The organism is Klebsiella sp. RCJ4 (assembly GCF_009025755.1).
Taxonomy (GTDB): domain Bacteria; phylum Pseudomonadota; class Gammaproteobacteria; order Enterobacterales; family Enterobacteriaceae; genus Klebsiella; species Klebsiella michiganensis.
Window position 1 is genome coordinate 15,414 of the sequence record NZ_WCIN01000013.1, and the last position, 23,253, is coordinate 38,666.

General features: G+C 57.2%; 21 protein-coding genes and 1 pseudogene. 6 read left to right on the top strand and 16 right to left on the bottom strand.

What is annotated here, in order from left to right; genetic code table 11:
* Positions 1-65: 65 nt before the first annotated feature.
* The 5 genes from ubiB to udp form a co-directional block, all read right to left on the bottom strand.
* A complete protein-coding gene (ubiB, locus tag F8562_RS04665; protein WP_009651715.1) occupies positions 66-1,706 on the bottom strand; it encodes a ubiquinone biosynthesis regulatory protein kinase UbiB in 1,641 nt (546 codons plus the stop codon).
* Positions 1,703-2,308 (bottom strand): ubiquinone biosynthesis protein UbiJ, encoded by a 606-nt coding sequence (ubiJ, locus tag F8562_RS04670; RefSeq protein WP_014837090.1) that lies wholly within the window; start codon positions 2,306-2,308, stop codon positions 1,703-1,705. The genes ubiB and ubiJ overlap by 4 nt, the downstream gene beginning before the upstream one ends.
* A gap of 13 nt (positions 2,309-2,321) precedes the next feature.
* Complete coding sequence (ubiE, locus tag F8562_RS04675; RefSeq protein ID WP_004097585.1) at positions 2,322-3,077, bottom strand: bifunctional demethylmenaquinone methyltransferase/2-methoxy-6-polyprenyl-1,4-benzoquinol methylase UbiE; 756 nt, start codon at positions 3,075-3,077, stop codon at positions 2,322-2,324.
* 70 nt (positions 3,078-3,147) lie between these two features.
* Entirely contained in the window at positions 3,148-4,596 is a 1,449-nt protein-coding gene (rmuC, locus tag F8562_RS04680; RefSeq protein ID WP_014837089.1) for a DNA recombination protein RmuC, read from the bottom strand.
* A gap of 138 nt (positions 4,597-4,734) precedes the next feature.
* A complete protein-coding gene (gene udp, locus F8562_RS04685; protein WP_004097583.1) occupies positions 4,735-5,496 on the bottom strand; it encodes a uridine phosphorylase in 762 nt (253 codons plus the stop codon).
* Between the two features lie 267 nt (positions 5,497-5,763).
* Between udp and F8562_RS04690 the strand changes: the two genes are divergently transcribed.
* The gene (locus F8562_RS04690; RefSeq protein ID WP_042933931.1) at positions 5,764-6,576 is read left to right on the top strand and encodes a dienelactone hydrolase family protein; all 813 of its coding nucleotides are present in this window, start codon (positions 5,764-5,766) and stop codon (positions 6,574-6,576) included.
* 3 nt (positions 6,577-6,579) lie between these two features.
* Here F8562_RS04690 and F8562_RS04695 read toward each other — a convergent pair whose 3' ends face one another.
* Positions 6,580-7,269, bottom strand: a complete 690-nt coding sequence (locus tag F8562_RS04695) for a transporter substrate-binding domain-containing protein (RefSeq protein WP_014837087.1) — start codon at positions 7,267-7,269, stop codon at positions 6,580-6,582.
* A gap of 206 nt (positions 7,270-7,475) precedes the next feature.
* On the bottom strand, positions 7,476-9,737 hold the full coding sequence (gene metE, locus F8562_RS04700) for a 5-methyltetrahydropteroyltriglutamate--homocysteine S-methyltransferase (protein ID WP_014837086.1): 2,262 nt from the start codon (positions 9,735-9,737) through the stop codon (positions 7,476-7,478).
* 231 nt (positions 9,738-9,968) lie between these two features.
* Here metE and metR point away from each other — a divergent pair, with 231 nt between their 5' ends.
* On the top strand, positions 9,969-10,922 hold the full coding sequence (gene metR / locus F8562_RS04705; RefSeq protein WP_004097578.1) for an HTH-type transcriptional regulator MetR: 954 nt from the start codon (positions 9,969-9,971) through the stop codon (positions 10,920-10,922).
* Here metR and F8562_RS04710 read toward each other — a convergent pair.
* The 3 genes from F8562_RS04710 to pldB all read right to left on the bottom strand — a co-directional run bounded on the left by F8562_RS04710 (position 10,810) and on the right by pldB (position 13,634).
* A complete protein-coding gene (locus F8562_RS04710) occupies positions 10,810-11,709 on the bottom strand; it encodes a carboxylate/amino acid/amine transporter (protein ID WP_014837084.1) in 900 nt (299 codons plus the stop codon). The two genes, metR and F8562_RS04710, sit on opposite strands and share 113 nt — an antisense overlap.
* Positions 11,710-11,797: 88 nt before the next feature.
* Positions 11,798-12,598 (bottom strand): sugar/pyridoxal phosphate phosphatase YigL, encoded by an 801-nt coding sequence (gene yigL, locus F8562_RS04715; RefSeq protein ID WP_014227473.1) that lies wholly within the window; start codon positions 12,596-12,598, stop codon positions 11,798-11,800.
* Positions 12,599-12,641: 43 nt separating this feature from the next.
* Positions 12,642-13,634 (bottom strand): lysophospholipase L2, encoded by a 993-nt coding sequence (gene pldB, locus F8562_RS04720; protein WP_004097574.1) that lies wholly within the window; start codon positions 13,632-13,634, stop codon positions 12,642-12,644.
* A 109-nt stretch (positions 13,635-13,743) separates the two neighbouring features.
* Here pldB and rhtB point away from each other — a divergent pair, with 109 nt between their 5' ends.
* Together rhtB and F8562_RS04730 are read left to right on the top strand one after the other, a co-directional pair.
* Positions 13,744-14,364, top strand: coding sequence for a homoserine/homoserine lactone efflux protein (gene rhtB, locus F8562_RS04725; protein ID WP_014227472.1), 621 nt, complete (start codon positions 13,744-13,746; stop codon positions 14,362-14,364).
* Positions 14,365-14,376: 12 nt separating this feature from the next.
* Positions 14,377-14,673 (top strand): annotated as a pseudogene (locus F8562_RS04730) (Rpn family recombination-promoting nuclease/putative transposase); the annotation flags it as partial.
* 41 nt (positions 14,674-14,714) lie between these two features.
* On the opposite strand, the gene rhtC reads toward F8562_RS04730, so the two are convergent.
* The 3 genes from rhtC to pldA all read right to left on the bottom strand — a co-directional run bounded on the left by rhtC (position 14,715) and on the right by pldA (position 18,166).
* The gene (gene rhtC, locus F8562_RS04735; RefSeq protein WP_004097571.1) at positions 14,715-15,338 is read right to left on the bottom strand and encodes a threonine export protein RhtC; all 624 of its coding nucleotides are present in this window, start codon (positions 15,336-15,338) and stop codon (positions 14,715-14,717) included.
* A gap of 61 nt (positions 15,339-15,399) precedes the next feature.
* On the bottom strand, positions 15,400-17,226 hold the full coding sequence (gene recQ / locus F8562_RS04740) for an ATP-dependent DNA helicase RecQ (protein WP_014837082.1): 1,827 nt from the start codon (positions 17,224-17,226) through the stop codon (positions 15,400-15,402).
* A 67-nt stretch (positions 17,227-17,293) separates the two neighbouring features.
* Positions 17,294-18,166, bottom strand: a complete 873-nt coding sequence (gene pldA / locus F8562_RS04745; RefSeq protein WP_004097569.1) for a phospholipase A — start codon at positions 18,164-18,166, stop codon at positions 17,294-17,296.
* Positions 18,167-18,321: 155 nt separating this feature from the next.
* Here pldA and yigI point away from each other — a divergent pair, with 155 nt between their 5' ends.
* Positions 18,322-18,786 carry an acyl-CoA thioesterase YigI gene (gene yigI, locus F8562_RS04750; protein WP_004097567.1) on the top strand — a complete coding sequence of 155 codons (465 nt, stop codon included), beginning with the start codon at positions 18,322-18,324 and terminating at the stop codon, positions 18,784-18,786.
* Between the two features lie 49 nt (positions 18,787-18,835).
* Positions 18,836-19,729, top strand: coding sequence for an EamA family transporter RarD (gene rarD / locus F8562_RS04755; RefSeq protein WP_014227470.1), 894 nt, complete (start codon positions 18,836-18,838; stop codon positions 19,727-19,729).
* 41 nt (positions 19,730-19,770) lie between these two features.
* On the opposite strand, the gene corA is transcribed toward rarD, so the two are convergent.
* The 3 genes from corA to uvrD all read right to left on the bottom strand — a co-directional run bounded on the left by corA (position 19,771) and on the right by uvrD (position 23,226).
* Entirely contained in the window at positions 19,771-20,721 is a 951-nt protein-coding gene (gene corA / locus F8562_RS04760) for a magnesium/cobalt transporter CorA (protein WP_004097564.1), read from the bottom strand.
* A gap of 149 nt (positions 20,722-20,870) precedes the next feature.
* Entirely contained in the window at positions 20,871-20,927 is a 57-nt protein-coding gene (gene ysgD, locus F8562_RS29745) for a YsgD/CorL family protein (protein WP_349817343.1), read from the bottom strand.
* Between the two features lie 148 nt (positions 20,928-21,075).
* The gene (uvrD, locus tag F8562_RS04765) at positions 21,076-23,226 is read right to left on the bottom strand and encodes a DNA helicase II (RefSeq protein WP_094909531.1); all 2,151 of its coding nucleotides are present in this window, start codon (positions 23,224-23,226) and stop codon (positions 21,076-21,078) included.
* Positions 23,227-23,253: the final 27 nt, after the last annotated feature.

Sequence of the window (23,253 nt, forward strand, 5' to 3'; positions counted from 1 at the left end):
ATGACAGATGATGAATTATTAGGACGCATTATACACATTATGCGCTGTGATAAAGGCGGCCGCCGTCAGTTCGTCTTTCGCCAGCCGATAAGCCAGGTTACGACCCCAGCGGCCATCAGCCAGCCTGGCATCATGCCCCACTCGGGACGATGAATGAATAGCAGCGTACCACTCAGTAATAAAACCGCGCCTATACCGAACAGATAGCGGGACTGACCCTGGCGCACGTGCCGCACCTGGATGTCGCGCACGATGGTATCGACGCTATTCTGCAGCTGCTTGCTTTGCTGCAGGCTCTGGTACACCAGCTCAGGTATTTCCGGCATTCTTTCGATCCAGAACGGCGCTTTTTCTTTAAACGCCCGCACCAGAGCCGGAATGCCCACCTGATCTTTGATCCACGACTCAAGGAACGGTTTCGCCGTTTTCCACAAGTCTAACTGAGGATAGAGCTGGCGACCTACACCTTCTACGTAAAGTAATGTCTTCTGCAGCAGAACCAGCTGCGGCTGCACTTCCATATTGAAACGTCGCGCCGTATTAAACAGGTTCAACAACACGTGGCCAAACGAGATTTCCGCCAGCGGTTTTTCAAAGATAGGCTCGCAGACGGTACGAATAGCAAACTCGAACTCTTCGACGTTGGTATCCGCGGGAACCCAGCCGGAATCAACGTGCAGCTCCGCAACTTTGCGATAATCGCGGTTGAAGAAGGCAATGAAGTTCTCCGCCAGATAGCGCTTATCTTCTTTGTTCAGCGAACCGACGATACCGCAGTCAATACCAATGTACTGAGGATCTTCCGGATGATTACGGCTGACAAAAATATTGCCCGGATGCATGTCGGCATGGAAGAAGCTGTCGCGGAAAACCTGCGTAAAGAAGACCTGCACGCCACGCTCGGCCAGCAGCTTCATGTTAGTTCCCTGCGCTTCCAGCGCGGCGACGTCGGACACCGGGATCCCGTAAATCCGCTCCATCACCATCATGCCTTCGCTACAGTAGTCCGAATAAACTTCCGGGACATAAAGCATTGGGCTCTCGTCGAAGTTGCGGCGAAGCTGGATAGCGTTAGCCGATTCACGCAGCAGGTTGAGCTCATCCAGCAGCGTTTTTTCATATTCGCGAACCACTTCCTGCGGGCGAAGGCGACGGCCGTCCGGTAACAGACGCGGCACCCAGCGGGCAAGACGGTAGATAAGCTTCATATCCGCTTTGATAACCGGCACGATATCCGGGCGGATCACCTTAATGACCACCTCTTTGCCGTTCTCTTTCAGACGCGCGGTATGCACCTGGGCAATAGAAGCGGAAGCGAGCGGTTCAACAGAGAAGTCATCAAACCAGGCTTCTACCGGCAGGCCGCCCATGGCTTGCTCAATCTGCTTTTTGGCCTGCAGACCGTCAAAGGGCGCGACGCGATCCTGCAGCATGGCCAGCTGATCGGCAATGTGCGGCGGAAACAGGTCGCGACGGGTCGAGAGCATCTGGCCAAACTTGATCCACACCGGCCCCAGCTCCTGTAATGCGAGGCGGAGTCGCTCGCCAAGAGGACGATCTTTATGGCGGTTGGGCATCCAGAACAGCATCCGCCGCCAGATTCGCAGCGGCAGCGTGATACGCATTTTGGGAATGAGCTCATCAAGCCCGTAGCTCAAAAAGGTGTGGACGATAAAATACAGGCGCCGTAATTCTCCTGGCGTCATTTGCCCTCCAGCGTGTCCAGCCGTTTTTCCAGCGCGGCCAGGGTTCGTTCTACCGCAGCGGTTTCCTCTGCAAACCAGGCCAGCTCCAGCGGCCCCGGCGCCAGGCGCCACTCTTCGGTAATCGCTTCCGCGACATAGCGCTGCTGGCGTTGAGCGCCATGCAGAAGAAAGCGAGCGCCGCCGCGGAATACTTTACTAAAGCCTTCCGCAACCACATCACCGGTATACGGGGCGAGCAGTTCAGCCGGATCGAACTCTGCCAGATCGCACAGCGTGACGGTATTTTGCACCACCTGCAGGTCGCCCTGCACTTCAAGATCGCCGCTGCGAATCAGCGCGGTAAGCTGCTGGCGATTGCGCAATTGCGGAAGCACGCTAAGGCGGGTACGTACGGTGCAGTCAGCCTCACCTTCCCACGCGCCCAGCACGTCCAGCTGACGTTCGCTAAAAACCAGCACCACAGGATCGGAAAGCTCTTGCAGCTCGATGCGCAGCACTTTCCCCAGCAGGCGATGGCGCGCGGGTTTCAGCGCCCGATCGCGCCAGAGGAAGGTGTTAAGGACCGTCTCAAGACCGGCGGTAACCAGTGGTTTGAAAGGCATAGCGTCCCTCCTGTCAGAACTTATATCCGCGGTGTAGCGCAACGATACCTGCCGTCAGGTTGTAGTAGTCGACGCTTTCAAACCCTGCGTCCTGCATCATGCCTTTCAGCGTGTCCTGATCGGGATGCATTCGAATAGATTCAGCAAGATAACGATAGCTTTCGGCATCTTTAGCAACCAGCTCTCCCACGCGCGGCAGGATATGGAAGGAATAGGCGTCGTAGGCTTTACTGAGCGGCTCAATAATCGGTTTTGAGAATTCCAGCACCAGCAGGCGGCCGCCCGGCTTTAATACGCGATACATTGAGCGGAGCGCTTTTTCTTTGTCGGTCACGTTACGCAGACCGAAAGAAATCGTAATGCAATCAAAGGTGTTGTCTGCAAAAGGCAGCGCTTCAGCGTTTGCCTGGACGTATTCCACGTTGCCGACAATACCAATGTTACGCAGCTTTTCGCGGCCCATTTTCAGCATAGAGTCGTTGATGTCCGCCAGCATCACGCGGCCGGTTTCACCCACCAGGCGAGAGAATTTCGCCGTCAGATCGCCGGTACCACCAGCCAGATCCAATACGGTTTGCCCGCGGCGGACGCCGCTGCAGTCGATGGTGAAACGCTTCCACAAACGATGAATACCGAACGACATCAGGTCGTTCATTACGTCATATTTTGCGGCCACAGAATGAAATACATGCGCCACCATGTCAGCTTTCTGCTCTTTGGCGACAGTCTGAAAGCCAAAATGCGTCGTTTCTTGTGAATCCTCAACCATCTCAATGCCTGCTTGCTTATCAAGAAAATGTTCGTTGAGTGTAACAGGTTTAGCGCACTTCCCATACGCTTCAACGTGGCCGGGAGCCGCCCCCAAACATGGCAGTAGCCGTAGGATCGGATAAAATATCGTTATCTTCCGGCGGGTTACCCCCCTGCGCAAGGCGGTATTCTTCATCCTGGGCCGTCGCCTGTTCAACTAACTCAGGATTAATCTCACGCTTAACCTCCACGCCCAGCTCACGGAATGATTCCGCCTGTACCAGCAGGTTACCTCGTCCGGAGGCGAGCTTTTTCATCGCCTGGCGGTAGTTATCCTGAGCTTTATCCAGGCCCTGTCCGATGGCGGACATATCATCGACAAACAGGCGCATCTTGTCATACAGCCGCCCCGCTCTTTCGGCAATTTTCTGCGCGTTACGGCTCTGATGCTCATAGCGCCAGAGATTGGCGATAGTCCGCAGCGCCACCAGCAGCGTGGTTGGGCTCACCAGCATGATGTTGTTCTTCAGCGCTTCGCTAATGAGTTCCGGCTGACGATCGATAGCCAGCAGGAAGGCGGGTTCTACCGGGATAAACATCAGAACGTAGTCGAGCGAACGCAGCCCCGGCAGCTGCTGGTAGTCTTTACGCCCCAGCAGGCGCATATGGTTGCGTACCGAAGCGATATGCTCCTGCAGCGCCGCTTCACGGGTGTAATCATCTTCGGCGTTGAAATAGCGCTCATAGGCCACCAGGGTCATCTTGGCATCGATCACCACGTCTTTCCCCTGCGGTAAACGGACAATCACATCGGGCTGCATCCGCGCGCGGTTTTCCGTTTCGATGCTGACCTGGGTCTGATATTCATATCCTTCCCGCAGTCCGGACGCTTCCAGCACGCGGGTCAACACCACCTCGCCCCAGTTGCCCTGGGTTTTGTTATCGCCTTTGAGCGCGCGCGTCAGGTTTAGCGCCTCCTGGGCCATTTGCGCATTCAGCTGCTGAAGATTGCGGATTTCATGGGCCAGAGTATGGCGCTCCCGCGCTTCCTGACCAAAGCTATCCTGCACCTGCCGACGAAAGCCATCCAGCTGTTCGCGAAGCGGCGTCAGCAAGCCGTGCAGGCTCTGGCGATTCTGCTCATCCACCCGCCGGTTGCTGTGCTCAAAAATGCGATTTGCCAGATTCTCAAACTGTTCGCTAAGACGCTGCTCGCTGTTAACCATCTGGCGAATTTTGTCTTCCGCATGCAGCTGAGTGGATTCAAGTCGGGTGGTCACTTCGCGAAGATCGGCTTCCAGCGAGGCGTTGATATCGCGCAGGCTGCGCAGTTCGTTATTGAGCAGTTCACACTCTTCTCGCCAGTGTGACTCCTGCACCAGACGTTGGCGGGCCGCGCTCAGCTCAATATCCAGCTCGCGCCGCTCATCGATAAGATCGGCGCGAATTTGATCGGCGTGCGCTTTGGTCGCCAGCCAGCCGACAATCAGCCCGACGGCCAGCGCCACAACGGCGCTAATAATAATTGAGATATCCACAAAGCCCCCTGCGGCAACGACTTACGGCACAAAATAGAATTGTGCTGTACAAACGTCCAGTTTGAAAGGGTTTTCCTGCGAGGCGCTACGCAAAAAAGAAGGGCCGGAGAGTCCGACCCCTGGCAGAAGAAAGGGTAACTACAGCAGGCGGCGCGCCGCTTCCACGACAATTTTCACCGCGTGGCTTTCGGTTTGCTTCATGGTTTCCGCGTTCGGAATTTCCTGCTGGGTACGGTTGACGATAACTCCGGCAACCATCCCGGCGCGCAGGCCCTGGCTGGCGCACATCGTCAGCAGCGTGGCGGATTCCATTTCATAGTTCATCACGCCCATCGCCTGCCACTCTTCCATCGAGCCTTTAAAACGGCTAACAACGCGGCCGGAGAAGGTATCGTAACGTTCCTGGCCCGGATAGAAGGTGTCGGAAGAGGCGGTGACACCGATATGGGTGGTCGCGCCGATAGACTTCGCCGCTTCAACCAGCGCGGTAGTACATTCAAAGTCAGCCACCGCCGGGAACTCCATTGGCGCAAAGTGCAGGCTTGCGCCGTCCAGACGGACGGACGCGGTCGTCACCAGAACGTCGCCGACATTAATATGCGGCTGAATGGCGCCGGTGGTACCGATGCGCAGGAAGGTACGGATGCCCAGTTGGGCCAGCTCTTCCACGGCGATAGAGGTCGATGGGCCGCCGATACCGGTAGAGCAGACAATCACTGCTTTACCATCCAGCTCAGCGCGCCAGGTGGTGAATTCACGGTGAGATGCCAGCTTAACCGGCTTATCCATCAGCGCGGCGATCTTTTCCACACGCTCCGGATCGCCAGGGACGATAGCCAGCGTAGCCCCTTGTAAATCGTTTTTGGTGAGGCCGAGATGAAAAACATCAGACTTGGACATAAAAAACTCCTCTGTGGGTCGAATTATCAGCAGAAGCAAAACGGTACTTTACAGAAGCTGTCGGCTCAATTTTGTGACCACAATCACCATGAATGAAATTCATTGCAATAACTTTCCATAAAAGAGTGATATACATCACATTAACAAGCTAAATCGCAGAAGCCTGAACAAAAGATAGCCTGTTTCGGGCACTGTGTTTGATTAACGTCCTGTCCAGAGCAGCTATAGTTATTGATGCGCTAATAAATTGAGGGTACGGAGAATACCATGACGACAATTAAGCAAACCGGCTTTGCACCTGCAGCCACGCCGCACGCCTCAACTGCCGTTCACACATCAGATGAGAACATCGTCTCCGGGGAGACATCCATCCCTTCACAGGGAGATAACATGCCGGCGTTCCATGCTCGCCCGCGCGGCGTCGACGGTCCGCTGCCGGTCGTTATCGTGGTCCAGGAAATTTTCGGCGTGCATGAACATATCCGCGATATCTGCCGCCGTCTGGCAAAGGAGGGGTATCTGGCTATCGCACCGGAGCTCTATTTCCGCCAGGGCGATCCTAATGATTACAGCGACATCCCTTCTCTGTTCCAGGGACTGGTCAAAAAGGTGCCGGATTCTCAGGTGCTGGCCGACCTCGATCACGTGGCCAGCTGGGCCTACCGCCACGGCGGCGATGCTCATCGCTTGCTGATTACCGGCTTCTGCTGGGGCGGGCGTATTACCTGGCTGTACGCTGCGCATAATCCGCAGTTAAAAGCCGCCGTCGCCTGGTACGGCAAGCTGGTCGGCGAGAAAACGCTGAATTCGCCGAAGCATCCGGTCGATATTGCCGTCGATCTTAACGCGCCGGTGTTAGGGCTTTATGGCGCGAAAGATGACAGCATCCCGCAGGACACGGTGGAAACGATGCGTCAGGCGCTGCGGGCGGCCAACGCCACGGCGGAAATCGTGGTTTACCCGCACGCCAACCACGCTTTTAATGCCGACTATCGCGCCAGCTATCATGAAGAGTCGGCAAAAGACGGCTGGCAGCGGATGCTGGCCTGGTTTGCGCAGTATGGCGGTAAGCGCGGTTAACGATCAGCTATTGCCGATATGGCGGCTCACCATCCCGGCAATAGTACCGTCCGCTATCCAGGAAGAGAGGCGGCGGCAAATAAATTCATAGTGCTGCGTCGCATTGCGCGGTACGCATATCGCCTGGTGTATCTGGCTAAAGCTGTCGGGCAGAACGCGAAACTGCGGATTCTCCTGCGCGGCTTTCTCCAGAGGCTGGCGAATACCGGCCACCCAGTCGCCTTCGCCGTTGATAAATGCCTGAATAGCCTCCTGTGAGGTGGCGTACTGGCGCATCGTCGCATGCTGCAGCGTGCGAATCAGATACAGCTCGTAGGCCGCGCCTTTGCCCACGTTAATCACCACGCCTGCGCGGTCCATCTCCTGAACCGATTGAATCTGGCTCTCTTTTTTCACCATCAGCGAGCTTTCGATAGTGACGTAGGACGGCGTAAAGCGAAGCTTATCTTCCCGCGCCGGGTCGATAGCCAGAAAGGCGATATCCCATCGATCCTGCAGCGCCGCGTCCACTACCTGCCCGGCCGTCGGCCAGGTCACAAACCGCGCTTCGCGCTGGCTCTCTGCAGCCAGTTTCTTTGCCAGCTCGACGGTAATCCCCCCCGGAGACCCATCCGGCAGCAGTGTCGTAAGCACCGGATTACCCAGATTAATGGCAAAACGCAAATACCCTTTTTGATCGTGGTGTTCAATCATCTTTCACCTCAGGAGAGTTATCACAGCTTCGGTTCAGGGAACGCTTAACTGTAGTCAAAGAGATCCGTCCTGAGCAACAGCCGGGAGCGGGTGGACGTTGTCCAGACGCTGCCGCCTCACGCCGAACAGTTCTTCACATTCGGTTTTGCCAGCGAAGAGAAGAAACCAAAAAAGGAGGCCAGGGCCTCCCACAAGTGTGATTTATATTACGCCTGGCGCAGGTTTTGCGCGGCCTTGACCATGTTGGCCAGCGCGGCGCGCGTTTCCGTCCAGCCGCGGGTTTTCAGGCCGCAGTCCGGGTTCACCCACAGGCGCTCTGCCGGGATACGCTGCGCGGCTTTTTCCAGCAGCGCTTCAATCCACTCCACGCTCGGCACGTTCGGGGAGTGAATGTCGTACACGCCCGGCCCGATTTCATTCGGGTAGTCGAACGCTTCGAACGACTCCAGCAGCTCCATATCAGAGCGCGAGGTTTCGATGGTAATCACGTCCGCATCCAGCGCGGCGATGGAATCCATGATGTCGTTGAACTCGCAATAGCACATATGGGTGTGGATCTGCGTGTCGTCTTTCGCCACCGCGGCATTGATACGGAAAGCTTCCACCCCCCATGCCAGATACGCATCCCAGTCGCTACGCTTCAGCGGCAGGCCTTCCCGCAGGGCCGGTTCGTCGATCTGGATGATACCGATACCGGCGGCTTCCAGATCCGCCACTTCATCGCGCAGCGCGAGGGCTATCTGTTTCGCAATCGTTTCACGGCTGACGTCCTCACGCGGGAAGGACCAGCAAAGAATGGTCACCGGGCCGGTCAGCATGCCTTTTACCGGTTTGTCGGTCAGGGACTGAGCGTATTTTGCCCACTCGACGGTGATCGCCTCCGGGCGGCTGATATCGCCGATGACCACCGGCGGTTTGACGCAGCGGGAGCCGTAGCTCTGTACCCAGCCGTTCTGCGTGAAAATAAAACCGTCCAGGTGTTCGCCGAAGTATTCCACCATATCGTTACGCTCGGCTTCACCGTGTACCAGCACGTCCAGCCCCAGTCGCTCCTGCTCAACGATCGCCTGCTTAATGTGTTCGGCGATGCCGGTGCGGTAGCGGTTAGCGTCGAGATTGCCCTTTTTGAAGTCCAGACGCAGGCCGCGGATCTCGGTGGTCTGGGGGAAGGAGCCGATGGTGGTGGTTGGCCAGGCCGGCAGCTTAAAGCGGGCGCGCTGCGCTTCGGCGCGAACTTCGTAGACGCTTTGACGCTGGCTGTCCTGAGCGGTAATGGCCGCCAGACGCTTCTCTACCGCAGCGTTGTGCACGCGGGTTGACTGGCGACGTGCCTGGATCGGCGCGCTCCAGTCAGCAATCGCCGCGGTGTCGCCGCTGTTCAGCGCATCGCGCAGCAGCGCCAGCTCCCGGCATTTTTGCAGGGCGAAGGCAAACCAGCTCTTCACTTCGGCATCGAGCCGCGTTTCCACGTTCAGATCGATCGGGCTGTGCAGCAGGGAGCAGGAAGAGGCTACCCACAGTTCACGTTTGCCGACGATATCTTTAACCTGCGCGTATTTCTCGCTCAGATCGGCGCGCCAGACGTTGCGGCCGTTGATCAGCCCCGCGGAGAGCAGCCAGTCGGCAGGCAGGCGCTTATGCAGTTCGGCGACATCATCCTGGCCGTGGACCAGATCCACATGCAGGCCCTGTACCGGCAGTGCGGTGATGGTGTCGAGGTTATCGGTAATGCCTTCAAAGTAGGTAGTCAGCAGCAGCTTAAGCTGACCGCTAAGGGCCGCGTAAGCCGGTTTGAAGGCGTCCAGCCACGCCTGCGGCAGTTCGAGCACCAGCGCCGGTTCATCAATCTGCACCCACTCAACGCCGCGTTTTGCCAGTTCAGTCAGCACCTGCTGGTAAACAGGCAGAATATCGTTCAGCAGGCTCAGGCGGTCGAACGGCTCGCCTTTCACCTTACCGAGCCACAGGTAGGTGACCGGCCCCAGCAGAACAGGCTTCACCTTGTGGCCCAGCGCCAGCGCTTCGTCCACCTCATCCAGCAGCTGGGTCCAGCTCAGTTTGAACCGCTGGCCCTTCACAAATTCCGGCACCATGTAGTGGTAGTTAGTGTTAAACCATTTGGTCATTTCCGCCGCCGCGGCCGGTTCGCCGGTCGGCGCGCGGCCGCGGCCTATGCGAAAAAGGGTATCGATATCAACGGAGCCGTCTTTGTTCTGATGACGAGCCGGCACGTTGCCAAGCCACAGGCTAGTGGTCAGAACATGGTCGTACCAGGCGAAATCGCCCACCGGTAGCAGGTCAATGCCCGCCTGCTTCTGCTGTTCCCAGTGGCGAGCGCGCAGTTCGCGGCCAACGGCCAGCAATTCTTCGCGGCTGGTATTGCCCGCCCAGTAGCTTTCTTGCGCTTTCTTCAGCTCGCGGCGCAGGCCAACGCGAGGGAAACCGAGGGTGTGGTTAATAATTGTCATTTTTTGAGCCTCATAATTGCAATCCGAAAGATTTCGGATTTAGGGAAGGCGGCAAACTTGCTCATCCCCAGGAGCTTACTGAAGTAAGTGACTGGGGTGAGGAAGTGCAGCCAACGCACCATAAATTCGAAAGATAAAGGATTTAGACGTCCAGATGTTTACACATCCATAATTGGCAGTTACTGTATATTCCTCAAGCGCAAATTATTCATGCCGAAGTGAAGGACTTTCATGATCGAAATTAAACACCTGAAAACGCTCCAGGCGTTGCGGAATAGCGGCTCTCTGGCAGGCGCGGCGGCGGCCCTGCACCAGACCCAATCCGCCTTGTCCCACCAGTTCAGCGATCTGGAACAGCGCCTCGGCTTCCGTCTGTTTGTACGTAAAAGTCAGCCGCTGCGCTTTACGCCGCAGGGAGAGATCCTGCTGCAGCTGGCCAATCAGGTCCTGCCGCAAATCAGCCGCGCCCTGCAGGATTGCAATGAGCCGCAGCAAACCCGGCTGCGTATCGCCATCGAATGCCATAGCTGTATTCAGTGGCTCACGCCGGCGCTGGAGAGTTTCCGCGCCCGCTGGCCGCATGTGGAGGTGGACTTTCAGTCCGGGGTGATCTTCGACCCACAGCCGGGCCTGCAGCAGGGCGAGCTGGATCTGGTGATGACCTCCGATATCCTGCCGCGCAGCGGACTGCACTATTCGCCAATGTTTGATTTCGAAGTACGCCTGGTGATGGCGCCGGATCATCCGCTGGCGACAAAGGCGCGCATCGCGCCCGAGGATTTAGCGACCGAAATGCTGCTGATTTATCCGGTCCAGCGCGCACGTCTGGATATCTGGCGTCACTTCCTGCAGCCTGCCGGGATTAGCCCGCAGCTGAAGAGCGTCGACAATACGCTGCTGTTAATTCAGATGGTGGCGGCGCGAATGGGCATCGCCGCCCTGCCGCACTGGGTCGTGGAAAGCTTTGAGCGCCAGGGCCTGGTGGTGACCAAAACCCTGGGCGAGGGACTGTGGAGCCGACTGTACGCCGCGGTGCGCGACGGCGAGCAGCGCCAGCCGGTTACCGAGGCGTTTATTCGCTCAGCGCGGAACCACGCTTGCGATCATTTACCGTTTGTGCGGAGTGCGGAGCGACCCAGCGTCGATGGACCCATAGCGAGGCCAGGATCACCAGAGCGCCAATAATAAAGCTCGGCCAGCGGGGCTGCGTCTGCCAGATGGCCAGGTTCACCAGCAGCCCGGCAGGCACGTGCATATTGTTCATGATGCCGAGCGTACCGGCATCCACCTGGGTGGCGCCGTAGTTCCACATAAAGTAACCAATCCCGGATGCCGCCACGCCAAGAAAGGCCAGGATGCCCCACTGTAGCGAAGTTTCCGGCATTTTCTGCGCGTTACCCAGCATCGACCAGGCAACCGCCGCCACCAGAAACGCCCCGATGTAGAACCAGGCGAAGGCGTTATGCTGCGGCATCGGACGCGTTTCCATCAGGCGCTTATATCCCACCATGCCAATCGCGAAGCTGATGTTGGAGAGTTGAACCAGGATCAAACCGGTCCAGAAATGGTTGGTCACCTGGTCATAACGGATGATGCCCGCGCCGATTACCGCCAGCAGCGCGCTACAGGCGTAGCCCCGGCGCAGGCGACGGCGGCTCATCACATCGTAAATCAGCGTGATATAGAGCGGCGTCAGGACGGTAAACAGCAGAAGCTCCGATACCGTCAGGTACAGATAGGCCTGGAAACTCAGCATATACATAATGCCGAGCTGCATCGCCCCCACCAGCATATACAGGCCGATGGTTGACAGGCTCTGCCCGCGGGTGCGCAGGAAGGGCAAAAACACCAGCGCCGCCAGGCCAACGCGCGCCAGCACCGCAAAATAGCTGTCGACGTGGCCTGCCAGGTATTCGCCATACAGGCTAAAGGAAAAGGCCCACAGAATGGTGGTGATAATCAGTAGCGCCACAATGAATGTCTCATAGAGTAAAGAACACGCATTGTAGCGGAGTGACAGGTTGACGACTGTTCATTAATTAAACAATCGTCAATCTTTTTTAGTCAAGATAGAGTTTACGCAGGTAGTGGGGAACGGCGTCATCGACGTTGCTGCCGATCACTTCCAGCTCAGGATGCAGGTCTTTCAGCCGCTGGTGCGCGTTGGCCATAATGCAGCCCTTGCCCGCCATTGACAGCATTTCCGCATCGTTCATACCGTCGCCGAAGGCGATACACTCTTTCAGGCTATAGCCGAGCATTTTCGCCACGGCCTCCAGCGCATGCCCTTTCGACACGCCGCCCGCCATCACTTCGAGGCAGGTAACGGTAGAGAAGCTCACGTTCACCCGATCGCCCCAGCGGGCGTTGATCGCCTGCTCCAGCGGCAGCAGATGTTCATGATTATCGCAGGTGAAAAAGACTTTGCTGATCCCTTCAGGATCCAGCTCGCCCGGCTCGTACAGCTTGTAGTTAAACACCGCCTCTTTGAAGAAGCGCATCTCTTCCGGACGATGGCGATTCATATACCACTCATCTTCGCGATAGACGTTGGTCACAATCGCCGGATCGTTACGCATCATTTCGAACAGGTCGGCGGCGATATCGCGGTCAAGGTTGTGGGCGAAGATCTGCTTCCCTTCGCTATCGTGCACGCGAGCGCCGTTCGAGGTGATCATATAGGATTTAATGCCGAGATTATCGCGAATTTGCCCAACATCGATGTAGTGGCGGCCGGTCGCGAACACGAAGTTGATACCGCGTGCGGTAAGCAGCTTCAGCGTCTCTTTGGCGTAGGGAGTTAAGCAGTGATCGGGAGAAAGCAGCGTGCCATCTAAATCAGACGCAACAACCTGGTACATAAAAATTTTAACCTCTAAGCAGGGCGACGAGCGTTTCGCCGGATTAAGTGTGTCGACCAAAAAAATCGACGATAGCGTTTAGCGCGACCGAGCGCATTGCGTCCTTTTCAAAAAGGATCTCATGGTATGCCCCTTCTATGACAAACGGCTTATCCCCTTCACAGGGATGACCGCCAGCGGCGCGAAGTTCACAGTAGCGATCGTGCATACGGTTATCGACCACCCGCTCTTCTTCCGCCTGGAGCAATAATGTTGGCGTGACGTCTTTCTCCGCACCGGCCAGCACCTCTTCGCCGGCGAGGATCCCCTCGCGCACCCAGTGGAACGTCGGCCCGCCGACCCGCAGCTGCGGCTCATCGGCGTAAAAGCGCAGGTTGCGGCGATAGCGTTGACGGCTGTGCGTCAGTACGTTAACCGCAAAGGGCAGCGCCCGCCAGCGGCCGGTACCGAGGGCATACTCTTCACGAATGCGCTGATGGCCCTCAGCCCAATCGAGAATATGGCGCACCATCCAGTCAGGCAGGCGCATAACGATGCCGAACATCGGCGCACAGAGCGCCATCGCGTCGCAATGCTGGTGGTAGCGCTGCAAAAATAGCGTCGCAATGGCGCCGCCCATGGAGTGGGCCAGTATAAACCGTTTCCGCCAGCGTCCGGGCGCCACCTGCTGCTGCCAGAACGCGGCGAGATCGTCGACGTAATCGCTGAAATTAACGACGTGCCCGCGGTGGGTATCTGAAAGCATGCGTCCGGAGCGCCCCTGGCCGCGATGATCGATAATCATCACGTCAAAACCGCTGCGGAAAAGATCGTAAGCCAGTTCGGCGTACTTAACGTAGCTTTCAATGCGACCCGGACAAATAACCACGACCCGGTCATGACTTTTGGCGCAGAAGCGAACAAAGCGCACCGGAACGTTATCCACGCCCGTAAATTCAGCCTCTTCCCGCTGACGCCAGAAATCGGTCAGTGGCCCCATGGTAAAGGCCGCAAACGCGTTTTCTCGTGTTTCCCAGTCCTTTTGCTGCAAAAACATCGGGCTTACACCCCTGATAACCGCTGAAAATCGTTTTTTTATCGTGCATCACACAATGCTTACACAATAGCGTATTGTGGCATAAAAACAGACAATCAGGGAGTTTCTCATGACGTTCGAGTGGTGGTTTGCCTATCTGCTGACATCTCTTATTCTCAGCCTGTCGCCGGGATCCGGGGCGATAAATACCATGACCACCTCAATCAACCACGGTTATCGCGGCGCGGCGGCTTCTATTGCCGGGCTACAGACCGGGCTCGGCATTCATATCGTGCTGGTGGGCGTTGGCCTGGGTACGCTTTTTTCCCGTTCGCTGTTGGCCTTTGAAATCCTGAAATGGGCGGGCGCCGCTTATCTTATCTGGCTCGGCATTCAGCAGTGGCGAGCCGCGGGTTCTCTCGATCTGAATACCCTTGCGCAAGCGCAGAGCCGCGGCAAACTCTTTAAGCGCGCGGTGTTCGTCAACCTGACCAACCCAAAAAGCATCGTGTTCCTCGCCGCGCTCTTCCCGCAGTTTATCGTGCCGCACCAGCCCCAGGTGATGCAGTACCTCGTGCTCGGCGTCACCACCATCGTGGTCGATATTATCGTGATGATTGGCTACGCCACGCTGGCGCAGCGCATCGCCGCGTGGATCAAGGGGCCGAAACAGATGAAAGCGCTAAACAAGGTTTTTGGATCGCTGTTTATGCTGGTCGGCGCCCTGCTGGCCTCTGCGCGCCACGCCTGATGTATAGATAAACAGCAAATTACCGTACTGATAAAATATATGGCCCAGGCGGGAGAAGAGCAGGATGTTCGGCCGCTATTATATGAGCTGGCACAGCGGGTGCCGCAACATGGAGGTGTACTGATGACTCTGGCAGAAAAGTGGCTTGAGGAAGGTATGCAGAAGGGCATTAAGGAAGGCATAAAAGAGGGTAAACGCGCTGCGCTTCTTAACGTCGCAAAGGCCATGCTCGAGCGGGGCATTGATACTACTGCGGTTATGGAAATGACCGGTCTGACGTCCGACGATTTGCAGCAGCTGCGTCATTAATATCCGGCCCGCCCATAACCCTTGGGCGGGCCGCAGAACGCTTAGCGCGAAATAATCAGGTGAATACCAAACCCGGCAAACAGAGTACCGGCAATGCCGTCGATCCACTTCGCCATCCGCTGATAGCCGCGGCGCATGCCCGGTAGGGCGAACAGGCTGGCGACCACCGTAAACCAGGCCAGCGTCTCCAGAACAATCAGCAGGAAAATCCCCCAGCGCGCGCCGGAACTGACGCTGTCGCCGACAAACAGCGAGAACACGGAGCCAAAATAGATAATCGCTTTTGGGTTAGCCAGATTGGTCAGCAGCCCTTTCAGGAAGCTCCGGCCGCTGCGCGCCAGTTCGACCTGAGGCTCTACCGCCGCTGCCGCTTCGCTTTTTTTCAGCGCGCCGCGCAGCATCTGGAAGCCCATCCAGCACAGATACAGGCCGCCGCCGACCATAATAATGGTATGCAGCCAGGCCATCTTCTCGATAATCAGGTTCAGGCCGAGCAGCGCTACGCCCGCCCATACCATTACTCCGCAGGTGATCCCCAGCACGCCCATCATCGCCTCTTTGCGGGAGCGGCTAACGGCGGTTTGTGAAACAAAGAAGAAGTCCGGGCCAGGACTCATCAGCGCAATGATATGCACCAGCGCCACGGTGAAAAAAAGCGTCAACATAATTAACTCGCAGGGAAATAGTCAGGACGAAAACTATATTTACACTTTTTCGTCTGGCTGACTACTCATCATCGCCATCCACGTGCGCGCGGATCAGGGCCATAAACTCTTTACCAAAACGCTCGAGCTTACGCGTGCCAACGCCGTTGACGCTGAGCATCTCCCCGGCCGTCAGCGGCGTTTGCTCGGCCATTTCAATTAGCGTCGCATCGTTAAACACCACGTAGGGCGGGATATTCTCTTCGTCGGCAATCGCCTTACGCAGTTTGCGCAGCTTGGCGAACAGCTTGCGATCGTAATTACCGCCAAAGGATTTCTGCATCGCTTTCGGCTTCAGCGCCACAATACGCGGCACGGCAAGCTGTAGCGTCACGTCGCCGCGCAGGACCGGACGCGCGGCCTCGGTAAGCTGTAGCGCAGAGTGCTGGGCTATATTCTGCGTAACCAGGCCTAAATGAATAAGCTGACGGATAACGCTGACCCAATGCTCGTGGCTCTGTTCGCGCCCAATGCCGTAGACCGGCAGCTTGTCGTGCCCCATATCGCGAATACGCTGGTTATTGGCGCCGCGCAGCACTTCCACCACGTAGCCCATACCAAAGCGCTGATTGACGCGGTAAATCGTCGACAGCGCCTTACGCGCGTCCATTAAACCGTCGTACTGTTTCGGCGGATCGAGGCAGATATCGCAGTTGCCGCAGGGCTCCTGCCGCCCCTCGCCAAAGTAGTTGAGCAGCACCAGACGGCGGCAGGTTTGCGCTTCGGCAAAGGCCCCCATCGCGTTGAGCTTATGGCGTTCAATGTCCTGCAGCGGCCCGGCGGGTTTCTCCTCAAGGCAGCGTCGGAGCCACGCCATATCCGCCGGATCGTAAAACAGCATCGCCTCGGCAGGCAGCCCATCGCGCCCGGCGCGGCCGGTCTCCTGGTAATAGGATTCAATATTGCGGGGGATATCGAAATGCACTACAAAACGGACGTTCGGTTTGTTGATACCCATACCGAAGGCTACCGTCGCCACCACGATTTGCAGGTCGTCGCGCTGGAATTTCTCCTGCACGTCGGCGCGGATATGGTTTTCCAGCCCGGCGTGATAGGCCGCGGCGCTGATACCGCGGCTTTGCAGGCGAGCGGCGGTGTCTTCCACTTTTGAGCGGCTATTGCAGTAGATAATGCCCGACTTACCGCGCTGGTCCTGCACGTAGCGCATCAGCTGATCCAGCGGCTTAAACTTCTCCATCAGCATATAGCGGATGTTGGGTCGGTCGAAGCTGCTGACCTGAATGAGCGGGTCGTTTAGATCCAGCAGGCGAACAATGTCGCGACGCGTCGTGTCATCGGCGGTGGCGGTCAGCGCCATAAACGGGATTTGCGGTATCCGCTGGCGCAGCTGCCCTAACGCGGCGTATTCCGGACGGAAATCGTGCCCCCACTGGGAAATACAGTGCGCCTCGTCCACCGCCACCATCGACAGATTCCAGTGCGTAAGATGCTCAAGGAAGTTATCCAGCATCAGGCGCTCCGGGGCGATATACAGCAGGCGAATCTGCCCGCTGCGGCAGCCGGCCATCACATCCTGCTGCTGCTCCCGGCTCTGGGTTGAGTTCAGGCACGCCGCCGCCACGCCGTTAGCCAGCAGCTGATCGACCTGGTCCTTCATCAAGGAAATAAGCGGCGACACCACGACGGTGAGACCGCCCAGCACCAGCGCCGGAACCTGATAACACAGCGACTTGCCGCCGCCGGTTGGCATCACCACCAGGCAATCGCGCCCGGCCAACGCCGTATCAATGATAGTTTCCTGGCCCGGGCGAAACTGCTGGTAGCCGAAGGTCTCTTGTAAAACCTGCTTAGCCAGCGATTCCTGATTCAATACTTCCGCCTGCGCCACGTTGACCCCATATGCCTGAAAAGAAAACAGGCGCTATTTTCAGCGCCTGAGAGCCAGAGTGCAACGATTAAAACAGATCGTTGAGCATCAGCCCGACGCCGACGCGGGTCTGATTGAAGTTATAATCGATGAGCGACTCGCCATAACCGCTATAGACCTGAGTATAGACGCGCACGTGTTTGGTGATCGGATAGCTCACCCCAAGCTCGGCGCCGCCGTAGCCGGTATTCCAGTTATATTGCCCCTGGGCGCTGAGGATGGCGTCGCCCAGCTGATAGCCCACTTTCAGCCGGTAATACCCCATATATTTGGTGATATCCGGATTATCGTCGGTGCTGCCAATCACGTACCAGGGCTTCACCTCAACCAGCCAGTTGCCGTTTTGCGCCATCAGCCGGGTATAGAGGCGGTTCCAGCTGCGGGAGGTGGGATCGGAACGGCCGTTAGAGTCGTGGTTATAACCCATCTCAACGTCGCGCAGCGTCCAGCCGGCGAACGAGTAATCGGTCGCAAACCCGAGGAACAGCTGCGGCTCATAGTTGGTTTCGCGAAACGGCGCGGACTCTTTGCTGTTGGAGAGCTGCCACCAGGATTTTTGCGTATAAGAAGCGCCCAGCAGCGAATTCTCGCCGAGGATCCCTCGCCACAGCGGAAACGCCAGGCTGAGCTGGAACTTCACTTCATCTTTACGCGCATTTTCGGCCCAGTCGTAGCTACGAATCGCTTCTTTATTGAGATCGCTGGTCCACGTATAGAGCAGATAGTTGCTCTCGTAGGGATAGAGCAGGAACGGATTATCATGGTCCTGTAACAGGTTGGCGATAATGCTCCCGCGAACGACCGGAGCGTCGTGGACCTGTTTATTCACCGGCGCGTCCTGCGCCAGAACGCCGGCCGGAAGCGCAACAAGCGCCAGCAGGCAGGCCAAAGAGATACGCATTGCTGTTCTCCTGGATGGATATTTATTATTTCTGTTTAACCCAGGCAGCATTCTACCTATTTATGCGGCATCTGACCTGTTATCCGTTCTTAAAGTAGAAATCAATATTTTAGAAGCATAAAATCAACATTTCATTAACTTATGGAAGTGTTGTTATGTCTGAACTGACCGCCGCCGCCGCCCTGAAGCTGGTGGGAGAGATCTTCGTCTACCATATGCCGTTTAATCGTGCCTTAGGGCTGGAGCTGGAGCGCTATGAAAAGGAGTTTGCCCAGCTGAGTTTCAACAATCAGCCGATGATGGTGGGCAACTGGGCGCAGAGCATTTTACATGGCGGCGTGATCGCCTCAGCACTGGACGTCGCTGCAGGGCTGGTATGCGTCGGCAGCACGCTGACTCGCCACGACACCATCAATGAAGAAGAGCTGCGCCAGCGCCTGTCGCGGATGGGCACTATCGATCTGCGCGTCGACTACCTGCGTCCGGGCCGCGGGGAACGCTTTACCGCTACCAGCAGCCTGCTGCGCGCCGGTAATAAAGTGGCGGTGGCCCGCGTCGAGCTGCATAACGAAGAGCAGGTGTATATCGCCAGCGCCACGGCGACGTATATGGTGGGTTGATCGGCCTAAATCGAGTAACATCTCTCTCTTTGGCAATGGATTTGTACCGATGGACGCTAAACAAACGCGGGTGGGGATTCTTCTGGCCCTGGCCGCCTATTTTATCTGGGGTATCGCGCCGGCGTACTTCAAGCTTATCTACTATGTTCCCGCCGATGAAATTCTGACTCACCGCGTGATCTGGTCCTTCTTTTTCATGGTCGCGCTGATCAGCATCAGCCGTCAGTGGCCGCAGGTCAAAAGGCTGCTGAAAACGCCGAAAAAGGTGTTCCTGCTGGCGCTCTCTGCGGTGCTGGTGGGCGGCAACTGGCTGCTGTTTATCTGGGCGGTGAATAACCATCATATGCTGGAAGCCAGCCTGGGCTATTTTATCAATCCGCTGGTGAATATTCTGCTGGGGATGATCTTCCTCGGGGAGCGCTTTCGCCGGATGCAGTGGCTGGCGGTGCTGCTGGCCGCCTGCGGCGTGCTGGTACAGCTCTGGACCTTCGGCTCGCTGCCGATTATCGCGCTGGGCCTGGCGTTCAGCTTCGCTTTTTACGGCCTGCTGCGTAAAAAGATCGCCGTGGATGCGCAAACCGGGATGCTGTTTGAGACGCTCTGGCTGCTGCCGGTCGCTGCGATTTATCTGTTTGGTATTGCCGATAGCCCGACCAGCCACATGGGGCAGAATCCGTGGTCGCTGAACCTGCTGCTGATGGCGGCGGGCGTGGTCACCACCATCCCGCTGCTGTGCTTTACCGGCGCGGCGACGCGTCTGCGCCTCTCCACGCTGGGATTTTTCCAGTATATCGGCCCGACGCTGATGTTCCTGCTGGCGGTAACCTTCTACGGCGAAGTGCCGGGCGCGGATAAAATGGTAACCTTCGCCTTTATCTGGGTGGCGCTGGCGATTTTCGTGATGGATGCGGTTTACACAATACGCCGTACGCGTAGGGCATAAAGCCAAGCTGGTACGCAAAAAAGGAGCCGAAGCTCCTTTTTTTACAGCCAGTTTTTACGCTTAAAGTACAGATACGGCGCCAGGCCAGCGAGCATCATAAAGACAATCGCGCCGGGATAGCCAAAGCTCCAGTGCAGTTCAGGCATAAACTCAAAGTTCATGCCATAGCTGGAAGCCACCAGCGTCGGCGGCAGGAACACCACGGAGACCACCGAGAAGATCTTGATGATGCGGTTCTGCTCGATGTTGATAAAACCCATCGCCGCCTGCATCAGGAAGTTAACCTTCTGGAACAGCGATTCGTTGTGCGGCAGCAGGGATTCGATGTCGCGCAGGATCTCACGCGCCTGCTCCAGCTGACCGGCCGGAAGGCGGGCTTTGCGCACGAGGAAGTTCAGCGCGCGCTGGGTATCCATCAGACACAGGCGGACTTTCCAGCCGATATCTTCCTGCTCCGCCAGCGTCGAGAGCGCCTCGTCGTAATCATCGCCCTGACGACCTTCCATGATCACCCGGCTGAGCTTTTCCAGGTCGCTATAGATGTTTTCAATTTCATCCGCCAGCTGCTCGATTTTGGTTTCGAACAGGTCCAGCAGCAGCTCGTAAGCGTTGCCGTCCACCATCGACTGGCTGCGGGCGCGCATGCGATACAGGCGGAAAGCGGGCAGCTCCCGTTCGCGCAGGGTGAACAGACGCCCTTCGCGGATAGTAAACGCGACGGTAGAGTTACCGGCGTGATCCTCTGCATCTTCAAAAAAGAAAAATGAGTGGATATGCAGGCCGTCTTCATCCTCAAAGAAACGCGCTGACGCTTCGATGTCTTCCAGCTCCGGGCGCGTCGCCAGGTTCTGGCCCAATTCCGTTTGCACGCGGCTTCGTTCATCGTCGTCAGGCTCGACCAGATCGACCCACACCGAACTGGCGAGGTGCTTGATCTCGTCGGCTTCCAGACGCGTTAAACGATTGTTTTCCAGTTGAAATGCGCTCAGCATGACCGGGACTCCCAATGCAAAAAATTATCGGACAGTTCGGTGGGCACACAGAAACAATTTGGGTTTCAGACCATTAAGCCTGACTCAGAGCGACGGGAATAGAACGGGTCGCCGACAACCGCTAAGGCTATCAGCATAAGAGGATAGCCTTAGGAGTTGTTCCTGATGGGCAGGAAATTGAGCCAGCATCTACTGGGTGTGTCCAAGGCGAATGTCCTCTTAGCGTAATCGTGCGCGCATGTTACGCCAGCGCAAAAACGGCGTCAACACGCAACGGAACGCTAAAGAGCAAATCAAGCTCCTTAACGTATAAAGGTAGCAGAATATTACAAAATAATGATACTTTTCTTACTGTTACACTGTTTCAAGCCGGGCATACGCCGCGACCAGCCATTTAATCCCCTGCCCCTGAAACGCAACCTGCAGGCGGCTGTGTTCGCCGCTGCCTTCGAGGTTCACGATCGTGCCTTCGCCAAACTTGGCATGGCGCACGCGCTGGCCCAGCTTATAGCCGGTGTCGTTTTCCGCCATCGGCGTCCCCATCCGCTGATGGCTGACCGTGGCGCGCAGCCGCACCTCTTCCACGCACGACTCCGGCAGTTCGCCGATAAAGCGCGACGGACGGTGATAAACCTCTTTGCCATACAGGCGGCGGGTTTCCGCATAGGTCAGCGTGAGCTTCTGCATCGCGCGGGTGACGCCGACGTAGGCCAGACGGCGTTCTTCTTCCAGGCGGCCGCCCTCATCAAGCGCCATCTGGCTCGGGAACATCCCCTCTTCCACGCCGACGATAAAGACCTGCGGGAACTCCAGCCCTTTCGCCGAGTGCAGGGTCATCAGCTGTACCGCATCCTGCCAGGTATCCGCCTGCCCTTCTCCCGCTTCCAGCGCCGCATGCGAGAGGAACGCCTGCAGCGGCATCAAATCTTCATCTTCTTCGTTGTAGCTGAACTGGCGCGTTGCCGTCACCAGCTCCTCTAAGTTTTCAATGCGCGTCTGGCCTTTCTCGCCTTTCTCCTGCTCGTACATCATGCGCAGGCCGGAGTCTTTAATCACCCGATCGGTCTGCACGTGCAGCGGCATATCGGCGGTTTCCTGCGCCAGGGCGTCAATGAGCTCCATAAAACGCTGCAGGGCGCTGGCGGCGCGTCCGGCAAGCACTTTATCTTTTAACAGCTCGCGACAGGCCTGCCACAGCGTCAGCTGACGGTCGCGCGAGGTCTGGCGCACCACGTCCAGCGTGCGATCGCCGATACCGCGCGTCGGGGTATTCACCACGCGCTCAAAGGCCGCGTCGTCATTACGATTGGCGATCAGGCGCAGATAGGAGAGCGCATCTTTGATCTCCTGGCGTTCGAAGAAGCGCATGCCGCCATAAATACGATACGGCATGCTGGCCTGCAGCAGCGCCTCTTCCAGCACGCGCGACTGGGCGTTGCTGCGATACAGAATCGCGCACTGCTCCAGCGCCCCGCCGTTTTCCTGCCAGGTTTTGATGCGGTTGACGACAAAGCGCGCCTCATCAAGATCGTTAAACGCGCAGTAGAGCGAAATCGGCTCGCCGTCGGCGCCGTCGGTCCACAGCTTTTTCCCCAGGCGCCCGCTGTTGTTTTCAATCAGGGCGTTGGCCGCGCTGAGGATATTGCTGGTCGAGCGATAGTTTTGCTCGAGGCGGATAGTTTCCGCGCCGGGGAAATCGTTGAGGAAGCGCTGGATGTTCTCCACCTGCGCGCCGCGCCAGCCGTAAATGGACTGATCGTCATCGCCGACGATCATCACCTTGCCGGTATCGCCCGCCAGCAGGCGGATCCACGCGTACTGAATGTTGTTGGTATCCTGAAATTCGTCCACCAGGATATTGGTAAAGCGCTCGCGGTAGTGCTGAAGAATGTGCGGCTTGTTGAGCCACAGTTCGTGGGCGCGCAGCAGCAGTTCGGCGAAATCCACCAGCCCCGCCCGATCGCAGGCCTCCTGGTAGGCCTGATAAACTTTCTGCCAGGTCTGCTCAACCGGGTTACCGTAGCTCTGTATATGGTGCGGGCGCAGCCCTTCATCTTTCTGGCCGTTGATGTACCACATCGCCTGACGCGGCGGCCACTGCTTCTCATCGAGATTCATCGCCTTAATCAGACGCTTGAGCAGGCGCAGCTGGTCTTCGCTGTCGAGGATCTGGAAGTCCTGCGGCAGGTTGGCGTCAAGGTGATGAGCGCGCAGCAGCCGGTGCGCCAGCCCGTGGAAAGTGCCGACCCACATACCGCCCTGGGTGGTACCCATCAGTTGGCCAATACGATGGCGCATTTCCGCCGCCGCTTTGTTGGTAAAGGTCACCGCCATAATGGAGTAAGGGGAACAGTGCTCAACGCTCAGCAGCCAGGCGATGCGGTGTACCAGTACGCGCGTCTTACCGCTGCCCGCGCCTGCCAGAACCAGCATGTTAGTACGTGATGCCGCAACGGCTTCACGCTGTTTGTCATTAAGGCTGTCGAGCAGATAAGAAACGTCCATTGGCACCGCCGGAAATGAGACGCCCGG

Excerpts from the sequence above, each read along its gene's own strand:
- ubiB (WP_009651715.1), bottom strand. The coding sequence starts at position 1,706 with ATGACGCCAGGAGAATTACGGCGCCTGTATTTTATCGTCCACACCTTT.
- ubiJ (WP_014837090.1), bottom strand. The coding sequence starts at position 2,308 with ATGCCTTTCAAACCACTGGTTACCGCCGGTCTTGAGACGGTCCTTAAC.
- ubiE (WP_004097585.1), bottom strand. The coding sequence starts at position 3,077 with ATGGTTGAGGATTCACAAGAAACGACGCATTTTGGCTTTCAGACTGTC.
- udp (WP_004097583.1), bottom strand. The coding sequence starts at position 5,496 with ATGTCCAAGTCTGATGTTTTTCATCTCGGCCTCACCAAAAACGATTTA.
- F8562_RS04690 (WP_042933931.1), top strand. The coding sequence starts at position 5,764 with ATGACGACAATTAAGCAAACCGGCTTTGCACCTGCAGCCACGCCGCAC.
- F8562_RS04695 (WP_014837087.1), bottom strand. The coding sequence starts at position 7,269 with ATGATTGAACACCACGATCAAAAAGGGTATTTGCGTTTTGCCATTAAT.
- metE (WP_014837086.1), bottom strand. The coding sequence starts at position 9,737 with ATGACAATTATTAACCACACCCTCGGTTTCCCTCGCGTTGGCCTGCGC.
- metR (WP_004097578.1), top strand. The coding sequence starts at position 9,969 with ATGATCGAAATTAAACACCTGAAAACGCTCCAGGCGTTGCGGAATAGC.
- yigL (WP_014227473.1), bottom strand. The coding sequence starts at position 12,598 with ATGTACCAGGTTGTTGCGTCTGATTTAGATGGCACGCTGCTTTCTCCC.
- pldB (WP_004097574.1), bottom strand. The coding sequence starts at position 13,634 with ATGTTTTTGCAGCAAAAGGACTGGGAAACACGAGAAAACGCGTTTGCG.
- rhtB (WP_014227472.1), top strand. The coding sequence starts at position 13,744 with ATGACGTTCGAGTGGTGGTTTGCCTATCTGCTGACATCTCTTATTCTC.
- rhtC (WP_004097571.1), bottom strand. The coding sequence starts at position 15,338 with ATGTTGACGCTTTTTTTCACCGTGGCGCTGGTGCATATCATTGCGCTG.
- pldA (WP_004097569.1), bottom strand. The coding sequence starts at position 18,166 with ATGCGTATCTCTTTGGCCTGCCTGCTGGCGCTTGTTGCGCTTCCGGCC.
- yigI (WP_004097567.1), top strand. The coding sequence starts at position 18,322 with ATGTCTGAACTGACCGCCGCCGCCGCCCTGAAGCTGGTGGGAGAGATC.
- rarD (WP_014227470.1), top strand. The coding sequence starts at position 18,836 with ATGGACGCTAAACAAACGCGGGTGGGGATTCTTCTGGCCCTGGCCGCC.
- corA (WP_004097564.1), bottom strand. The coding sequence starts at position 20,721 with ATGCTGAGCGCATTTCAACTGGAAAACAATCGTTTAACGCGTCTGGAA.
- uvrD (WP_094909531.1), bottom strand. The coding sequence starts at position 23,226 with ATGGACGTTTCTTATCTGCTCGACAGCCTTAATGACAAACAGCGTGAA.